General features: G+C 73.4%; 8 protein-coding genes. 3 read left to right on the forward strand and 5 right to left on the reverse strand.

Features of this window, described 5'->3' with window-relative positions:
* Nucleotides 1–60: 60 nt before the first annotated feature.
* Both ACFVIM_RS12265 and ACFVIM_RS12270 read right to left on the reverse strand, forming a co-directional pair.
* Nucleotides 61–783 carry a L,D-transpeptidase family protein gene (locus ACFVIM_RS12265; RefSeq protein WP_384300627.1) on the reverse strand — a complete coding sequence of 241 codons (723 nt, stop codon included), beginning with the start codon at nucleotides 781–783 and terminating at the stop codon, nucleotides 61–63.
* A 381-nt stretch (nucleotides 784–1,164) separates the two neighbouring features.
* Complete coding sequence (locus ACFVIM_RS12270) at nucleotides 1,165–2,454, reverse strand: MFS transporter (RefSeq protein WP_384300619.1); 1,290 nt, start codon at nucleotides 2,452–2,454, stop codon at nucleotides 1,165–1,167.
* A 62-nt stretch (nucleotides 2,455–2,516) separates the two neighbouring features.
* On the opposite strand from ACFVIM_RS12270, the gene ACFVIM_RS12275 reads away from it, so the two are divergent.
* The gene (locus ACFVIM_RS12275) at nucleotides 2,517–3,470 is read left to right on the forward strand and encodes a LysR family transcriptional regulator (RefSeq protein ID WP_384300620.1); all 954 of its coding nucleotides are present in this window, start codon (nucleotides 2,517–2,519) and stop codon (nucleotides 3,468–3,470) included.
* A gap of 623 nt (nucleotides 3,471–4,093) precedes the next feature.
* Here ACFVIM_RS12275 and ACFVIM_RS12280 read toward each other — a convergent pair.
* Nucleotides 4,094–4,771, reverse strand: coding sequence for an alpha/beta hydrolase (locus tag ACFVIM_RS12280; RefSeq protein ID WP_384300628.1), 678 nt, complete (start codon nucleotides 4,769–4,771; stop codon nucleotides 4,094–4,096).
* A gap of 259 nt (nucleotides 4,772–5,030) precedes the next feature.
* Between ACFVIM_RS12280 and ACFVIM_RS12285 the strand changes: the two genes are divergently transcribed.
* Together ACFVIM_RS12285 and ACFVIM_RS12290 are read left to right on the forward strand one after the other, a co-directional pair.
* Nucleotides 5,031–6,182, forward strand: coding sequence for an adenosine deaminase (locus ACFVIM_RS12285; protein ID WP_384300621.1), 1,152 nt, complete (start codon nucleotides 5,031–5,033; stop codon nucleotides 6,180–6,182).
* A 393-nt stretch (nucleotides 6,183–6,575) separates the two neighbouring features.
* Nucleotides 6,576–6,971, forward strand: coding sequence for an ATP-binding protein (locus tag ACFVIM_RS12290; RefSeq protein WP_384300622.1), 396 nt, complete (start codon nucleotides 6,576–6,578; stop codon nucleotides 6,969–6,971).
* Nucleotides 6,972–7,148: 177 nt separating this feature from the next.
* Here ACFVIM_RS12290 and ACFVIM_RS12295 read toward each other — a convergent pair whose 3' ends face one another.
* Both ACFVIM_RS12295 and ACFVIM_RS12300 read right to left on the reverse strand, forming a co-directional pair.
* Complete coding sequence (locus tag ACFVIM_RS12295) at nucleotides 7,149–7,352, reverse strand: PspC domain-containing protein (RefSeq protein ID WP_384300623.1); 204 nt, start codon at nucleotides 7,350–7,352, stop codon at nucleotides 7,149–7,151.
* A 74-nt stretch (nucleotides 7,353–7,426) separates the two neighbouring features.
* Nucleotides 7,427–7,990: a VanZ family protein gene (locus ACFVIM_RS12300; RefSeq protein WP_384300624.1), complete on the reverse strand. Its 564-nt coding sequence runs from the start codon at nucleotides 7,988–7,990 to the stop codon at nucleotides 7,427–7,429.
* Nucleotides 7,991–8,134 lie beyond the last annotated feature (144 nt).

The following is an 8,134-nucleotide window of genomic DNA, read 5'->3' on the forward strand; positions in this document are numbered from 1 at the left end:
TGCCCCGGCCCCTCGGCCGTGGCACTGCGGAACCTACCGGAGGGCACTGACAACGGGGGGTCAGGTGCCCGGCTTTGCCCCGTAGACGAACACGTCGTCGCCGTTCTTCAGCAGATCCCAGTAGGTCTTGGCCTCGGCGGGGCGCATGTTGACGCATCCGGCGGAGCCCGGCGGGTTCCACATCGACTTCTTCGTGGAGTGGAACGCCTGCCCGCCGTCGAAGAACTGCGCGTACGGCATGGGCACCTTGTAGATGGACGAGACGTGGTCGATGCTGCGCCAGTAGATCTTCTTCAGGCCGGTGCGGGTCTCGGTCCCGTTCTTCCCGGTGCGCACCGGGACGGGCCCGAACGTCAGTCGCGCGCCGTCCTGGATCCAGCTGATCTGCCGGGTGAGGTCGACACACGCTATGCGGCCCTTGTCGGTGGGGCACTTCCCGGCCGCGTTGGGGTTCTTCTTCGCGGCCTTCTGCTGGAGCATCGTGTTCATGGTCTGCCAGGTCAGCGGACCGGCGTACCCGGCGGTCGGGGTGATGTCATGGGTGGCCTGGAAGGCGCGGATCGCCTTGCAGTCACCGGTGGACTGCCGTCCGTCGACCGTGCGGCCGAGGAATCTCTCCACCTGCTTCTGGTACGGGCCGGTGCCCGCCGTGCACGCGGACGCCGCCTGCGCGGTGCCCGCGCCGACCGCGAGCGTCAGCGGCGCCACCAGGGAGGTGAGCCCGAGCGCGATGCCCGCCCGCCGTCGTACGCGTCCCTTGTGCAGCGGCTCCACCGGCTCCATCGCCGACTTCGTCCCCTCGCGCTTCCCGTCTCCCACGGGTACCACTCCCCTCGGTGCCGCCCAGATGCGTCATGTTCCGGTCAGTACGGAGGACCGGTCTCGCGGTGCGGCGGTTGTAGGCAACCGTGTATCGAACCCGTAACACGGCGCGCAAGGGCCTGTCCGTACCGTGATCGCGCCGTGCGCCCCGGCGCCCGTACGGAGACGAGGTCCCCGCGGGTCGGCGAGTGCCCGCACCGGCCGCCCCGACGGCCCCGCCACCCACGCGCGTCCACGACGAACGCGCCGCTATAGGCGGCGCGTTCTCCGTCGGACACCCCACGTCCGACACCCCCGAAGGGGTGAGGGCCCGTCGGAAGGGTCAGCGAGTGGCTACCGGTGCTATGCGCCGGTCCGCACCACCAGGCTGCGCCGCTGGGCGCGGGCCACCTTCGTCCCGTACAGCGTGATCGAGACGACGCCGAGGACGGAGAGCAGGGCGAGGGCCACCGTGCCCGCCCAGCCGCCGGAGTGGAAGGCGATGGCGCCGAGGGTGCCGCCGACGCTGCTGCCGAGGTAGTAGGCGGACTGGTAGAGGGCGGAGGCCTGGGCGCGGCCCGTGGTGGCGGTGCGGCTGACCGAGGAGGAGGCGACCGCGTGCCCGGCGAAGAAGCCCGCCGTGATCAGCACCAGGCCGAGCAGGACGGCGGAGAGGGTCTCGGCGAGCGACAGCAGCAGTCCGGCCGCCGTGGTGGTCACCGCGAGGTAGAGCGCGCCGCGCCGCCCCAGCTTGCCGACGAGCCGTCCGGCCGCGGCGGAGGAGACGGTCCCGACCAGGTAGACCAGGAAGATCGAGCCGATGACGCCCTGCGGCAGCCCGAACGGCTCCTCGGCGAGCCGGTACCCGATCACCGTGTACACCGCGCCGAAGACCATCATGAAGAGCGCGCCGATCGCGTACAGGCGCACCAGCAGGGGGTCGGCGAGATGGCCGCGCACGGTCGCCGCGAGCGCCCGCGGGCTGAGGGTGCCCGGGGTGAAGCGGCGCGGCGCGGGCAGCAGCAGCCGGAAGGCGACCGCGCCCAGCAGCGCCAGCACGCCGACGGCCAGCAGACCCGCGCGCCAGCCCCAGAGCTGGGCGGCCCAGCCGGTGACGATCCGGCCGCTCATGCCGCCGATGCTGTTGCCCGCGACGAAGAGGCCGATCGCGCCGACCAGGGCCCGGGGCCGCACCTCCTCCGCCAGATAGGCCATCGCGGAGGCGGGCAGCCCGGCCAGCGCGGCACCCTGGATCGCGCGCAGCGCCACCAGCCACTCCAGGCTGGGCGCGAGGGGCACCAGGAGGCCGACGGCGACCGCGACCGTCAGCGACACCGTCATCAGGGTGCGCCGTCCGAACCGCTCGGAGAGCGCGCTCAGCGGCAGGACGAACAGTGCCAGGGCGCCCGTCGCGGCGGAGACCGTCCAACTCGCCGCCGACGCGCTCACACCGAAGTCGGCGGAGACGGCGGGCAGCAGGGCCTGCGTGGAGTAGAGGAGGGCGAAGGCCGCCACACCGGCCGCGAAGAGCGCCACGCACATGCGGCGGTAGGCGGAGGTGCCGGGGGCGTGCGGCTCGGGGGTGGGGGAGTCGGCGGCGATGGCGGAGGCGGCGCCCACGGTGGTGGACGCCTTGGTACTGGCAGCAGGCATGTTTCGAACGTACGGGCGCATTTCTCATGCGTCCAATGCATGAAACGGCGATAATCGTTCCCATGCAGCATGAACGCAGCTCACAGCCTCGCCTGTCACAGGACAGTTACGTAGATGACATGGCCTTGCTGCTTGCGCCCCGCCTCGCGTACTTCGCCGGGGTCGCCCGCCAGGAGCACGTCACCCGCGCCGCGCTGGAGATGGGGGTACCCCAGTCGACCCTCTCCCGGGCCATGGTCCGGCTGGAGCGCGATCTCGGGGTGACCCTCTTCGCCCGCAAGGGCCGCACGGTCTCGCTCACCCCCGCCGGGCGCGCCTTCCTCGGCGCCGTGGAGCGCGCCATCGGCGAGATCGAGCGGGCCGCCGAGACCGTCCGCGCCGACGCCGACCCCCGTGCCGGGAAGGTGGCCTTCGGCTTTCTGCACACCATGGGCTCCGAGACCGTGCCCGGACTGCTGCGCGCCTTCCGCGCCGACCACCCCCGGGTCCGCTTCACCCTGGTGCAGAACCACGGCGAGGCGATGCTCGGCGGGCTGCGCACCGGGGAACTCGACCTCTGTCTCACCTCACCCGTGCCCGACGCGCCCGATCTGGTCGCCCGGCGGCTGGACGAGCAGCGGCTGCGCCTCGTCGTCCCCGACGACCACCGGCTCGCCTCCCGGCGCCGCATCCGGCTCGCCGAGGCCGCCGAGGAGGTCTTCGTGAGCCTGGAGCCGGGCTATGGACTGCGGCGGATCACCGACGCCCTCTGCGCCCAGGCGGGGTTCACCCCCCGGGTCGCGTTCGAGGGTGAGGAGGCGGAGACCCTGCGCGGACTGGTCGCGGCGGGCCTCGGGGTGGCGCTGCTGCCCCCGCCCGCCGTGGCGCGGCCGGGGGTCGTGGAACTCACCGTGACCGCCCCCCGGGCGGTCCGCGAGATCGGGGTCGCCTGGCTCGACGGCCATCCGGACACCGCGCCCGTCGCCGCCTTCAAGAAGTTCCTCCTCTCCCGCCGCGGCCACCTGCTGCCCGGCTGACCCGGGCGGGTGCGGGGCATCGGGTACGGGCCGCTCCCCGTACGCGGGGCCTGCGAGGCGCGGAGAGCACCCCCCAGGGACGAGAGGCTGACCACCCCGGCACGCGGAGCACCCCGGCGGACCGGCACGCGGCATCTCATCCCGCCACCGGAACGCTCGCACACCGCCCCTGGGCGGGCGCCCCGCGCCGCGCGAGGCATCGCGCCCTGGTCCACCACGCGGGGCGGGACGGCCGCCGCGCCCCCGAGGAGACGCCCGCGAGGCAACCACCCTGGCGGCGGCCCGAGCCCCTGCCCTCAGGCGCGGCCCCGGGGAGCGGGCACGCCCCTGCCGCGATGCCCTGCGGCCGCGGAGAAAGCCCTGCCGGCATCAGGTCCGGTCCGGGTGATCTTCGAAGATCAGCGCGCGGCGTCAGACGCGTGGGGTCTTCTCGGGTCCGTGTGGGTCGTGGGGGTGGGGTTTCCCCGGGCCCACGAGGGCCGAGGGGGTGGGGTACCCCCGCCCGGGCCGAAGGCCCAGGGGGAGAAGCGCCGTAGCTCTCGTCGCGGGCCCGGCGAGCGCCCGGACAGGGCCCAGGAGCGGCGGACGCGGCGCCCTGGAGCCCACGGGGCGGCGGACCCGCCCTACGGCCGCAGCGAGCGCCCGAAGCCCGCCGCGAGCGGCATCCGCAGCCCCAGCGGCGGCGGCGCCGCCAGCGCGTCGGCCACCGGCCGGGAGAAGGGGTGGGGGAAGAGCGACCCGAGGACGAAGTCGACCGCCAGCGCGAGCACCTCGGCGTGGTGCTGCCGCAGCGCGTTCCCGTCGGTGTGGACCTCGAAGCGGCATATATCGCGGTTCACCTTCTTCGCCCGCTCCGCCAGCCGGTAGGAGAGGTCCGGCGCGGTCCGCGCGTCATTGGTGCCGTGCACGATCAGGACCCGCCGCCCCGCGAGCTGCCGTACCGGCTCCTCGCCCTCCGTGGTGTCCCATGGCAGCCATGGCGCCATCGCCAGCACCGAGGTCACCGCCGGATGGTCCGCCGCCCGCAGCGCCGCCCGCCCGCCGAAGCCGTGACCCGCCAGACAGACCGGTACGTCGCCATAGCGGCGTGTCACCTCGTCCGCCGCCCACAGCGCGTCCGCCGCGAGCCGTGCCTCCGGGCCGTTCCACCCCCGTACGGCGTAGTGCACGGGGTGCACCAGCAGCCCGTCCGCGCGCCCCGCCCGCGCCAGCGCGCGGCCGAGCGGCAGGGTCCTGGCGTACGCGAGACGGGAGGGCCCGCGCGGGGACTCCGCCTCCCCGTCGGGGAGGACCAGCACCACCCCCGCCACCCCGCCGTCGGCGGGCGTGGCGGGCCCGGCGGACCCGCCGCCGTACCTCCGGCCCAGCCTGGCGCTGCGGTTCACCGGTTCACCTCTGCCGCCTCACGATCGCCCGAACGGCCCCGCCACGGGGGCAGTGCACGGTGTGCCATGGCAGAACAGTGTCAGACGCCGGGGTGTACGCCATCCGTACGCGCGATCACTGTTACAGAGCGAGCGGGTGGCCTCCGGGCCGCTGACCCCGCGCTGAGGAGCGGCGATGACCCACACGATCCCGGCCACACCCGGCGCGGACCAGATCCGCCGGGCCCCCAAGGTGCTGCTCCACGATCATCTCGACGGCGGTCTGCGCCCCGGGACGATGATCGAGATCGCCGCCGCGACCGGCTATGGCGGTCTGCCCGAGACCGAGCCCGACCGCCTCGGCCGGCGCATCCACGAGGACGCCGACTCCGGCTCCCTGGAGCGCTATCTGGAGACGTTCGTCCACACCTGCGCCGTGATGCAGACACCCGGTGCGCTCGCCCGCGTCGCCGCCGAGTGCGTGGAGGACCTCGCCGAGGACGGTGTCGTCTACGCGGAGGTGCGCTACGCGCCCGAGCAGCACCTGGAGCGCGGGCTGACCCTGGAGGAGGTCGTGGAGGCGGTCAACGAGGGCTTCCGCGCCGGGGAGCGGCTCGCCCGCGAGAACGGGCGCCGGATCCGGGTGGGCGCCCTGCTCACCGCCATGCGGCACGCGGCCCGCTCGCTGGAGATCGCGGAACTGGCCAACCGCTACCGCGACCAGGGCGTCGTCGGCTTCGACATCGCGGGTGCCGAGGCGGGCTTCCCGCCCACCCGCCACCTCGACGCCTTCGAGTACCTCAAGCGGGAGAACAACCACTTCACCATCCACGCGGGCGAGGCGTTCGGGCTGCCCTCCATCTGGCAGGCGCTCCAGTGGTGCGGCGCCGACCGGCTCGGTCACGGGGTGCGGATCATCGATGACATCGAGGTCGCCGACGACGGCGGGGTCCATCTCGGCCGACTCGCCGCCTACGTCCGTGACAAGCGCGTCCCGCTCGAACTCTGCCCCACCTCCAACCTCCAGACCGGCGCCGCCTCCTCCTACGCCGACCACCCCATCGGCCTGCTGCGGCGGCTGCACTTCCGCGTCACCGTCAGCACCGACAACCGGCTGATGAGCGGCACCAGCCTCTCGCGCGAGTTCGAGCACCTCGTGGAGACATTCGGCTACACCCTCGACGACCTCCAGTGGTTCACCGTCAATGCCATGAAGTCCGCCTTCATTCCTTTCGATGAACGGCTGGCCATGATCAATGACGTCATCAAGCCCGGATATGCCGAGCTGAAATCCGAATGGCTGTTCCAGCAGACCGTCGCGACCAGCCCTTTGCCGTCCGTGGAGTGATGGTCGTACGAATGGGGGGCCGACCGGAGGTGTCAACACCCCGCCGTCCCGAGGTGTTTGCCCCGCCCCCGGCGCGATGGCTACCTTGCAGAACCGCTCTTTCCTTTTCCGGTGTTTCGCACGCACCTGTCCTGACTTTCCGCTGACCGCCCCTCCTCTCGTCCTCTCTCGTCGTCATCCCGGCTCATCCCGGCTCATCGCCCGGCCTCCCGGCCGGGCCCGACCTCGTCCGCGCGCTCCCCGAGCCCTACTCCGGACACGGGCGGCCACTCCGCCGTCTCCGCCCCGGCCTTCCCGCTCTCCCGCCCCGGCGTTCTCGCCGTGGCCGGATCCCGCACCACCGCACCACCGACAGCTCTCGCTCGAATCCGCTCACTCCGCAAGGAAGACCTGATGAAGCACACCGCCGCCAAGACGCTCGGTACCGCCGTCCTCGGTGCCGCCTTCGCCGCCGCCTGCGCGGGTACGGCGGCAGCCGCGCCCGCCCCCCTCCCCGACTCCGCCGGCTCCCTCAACTCCGTCGCCCAGCTCGTCCCGGCGGGACCGCAGGCCCTCTCCGCCCTGACCTCCACGGCGCCGCAGGCCCTCGCCGGGGCGCAGACCGCCGTCACCCAGGGTCTGGCCACCGCGCCGGAGACCCTCCAGGGCGCCACCCAGAAGGCCACCCAGCCCGAGGCCCCGAAGGACCTGCTGGGATCACTGCTCGGCGGACTGCCGGTGGGCCAGGTCACCCAGGGTCTGCCGCTGCTCGGCGGACTCACCGGCCTCGGTGGCGGCCTCGGCGCCTGACCCGCCGCCCCCCGGCGCGCGCCCGGCGGCCGTCCCGCCGTCCCCTTCCCCCTCGAACGGCACAGGCCCCCGGCGCTCACCACCCGAAAGGGGCGCGCTCTCCTCCCCTGGGAGGAGGGCGCGCCCCTTGTCATCCGTCTGCCGTCCGCACTCTTCGTCCGTCTTCCCGTCCGGCCGTCACCAGGCGTTCTTGGCGGCGCGGCCCGGTCCGGGCAGCAGCAGCCACAGCGCCGCGTAGAGCAGGAACTGGGGTCCCGGCAGCAGACACGAGACGAGGAAGACGACCCGGACCGTGGCGGCTGACGTGTGGAAGCGCCGCGCCAGCGCCGCGCACACACCACCGATCATGCGTCCTTCGCGGGGGCGGACCAGTGCGGCCATGGTGGGCTCCTTCGCAGAACCATACGGAGTTCGATGACTCCATCGTCGCCCGGCGAAGTGGGACAAGCATCGCTCTAAGGGGTGATACCAACCCTGGATATCGTCGGGGTCGACCCTTGCGGGTGCTCCTCCCTGACGGTGGTGTCCACGCGTCCCGGCGGCGGGGGCGCGTACCGCCGCCGCAGCCGGGCCCGGGACGCCGGGACGACGAGAAGGTGCGCCAGCGCCACCCCGACCGTGTTGAGCAGAGGGGTGTCCACGTCCAGTACCCGGCCGGGCACACCCGTCTGGGCCAGCTCGATCAGCAGCGAGAGCAGCGCCCCGGCGGTGACCGTGCGCACCAGGGAGGCCACCGGGGAGGCCCACACCCGCCCCCCGGCCATCGGCAGCAGCACCCCCAGCGGGGCGAGCAGCAGCAGCCCGCCGCCGATCCGCCGGACCGCCTCGGCGGGCCCCAGCTCCAACTGGGCCCTGATCCCGGCGAACAGCTCCAGATTGGGCGCCGTCACCCAGGGCACGTCCAGCGGGCGCAGCGTCAGCCAGCCGACGCTCAGCAGATGCGCGAGGAGGAGGACGACCCCCACCCGGCGCACCCGGATCGCGGCATCGCCGCGCGTACTCTCACGCTGCACACGCACCTAGACGTTCCTGTCCCGTGAAACGGTTCCGCGGAGTCGGCCCCCGGTCAGGGCCGACCACCGGGTCGGCCCTGACATTCCTGGTGTACGGGCCGCTGCCCGCACCCCCGGGTTCTCCCCTGGGGAGCATCCTCCCGACAACGT

It is taken from the genome of Streptomyces sp. NPDC057638, assembly GCF_042800315.1.
Taxonomy (GTDB): Bacteria; Actinomycetota; Actinomycetes; order Streptomycetales; family Streptomycetaceae; genus Streptomyces.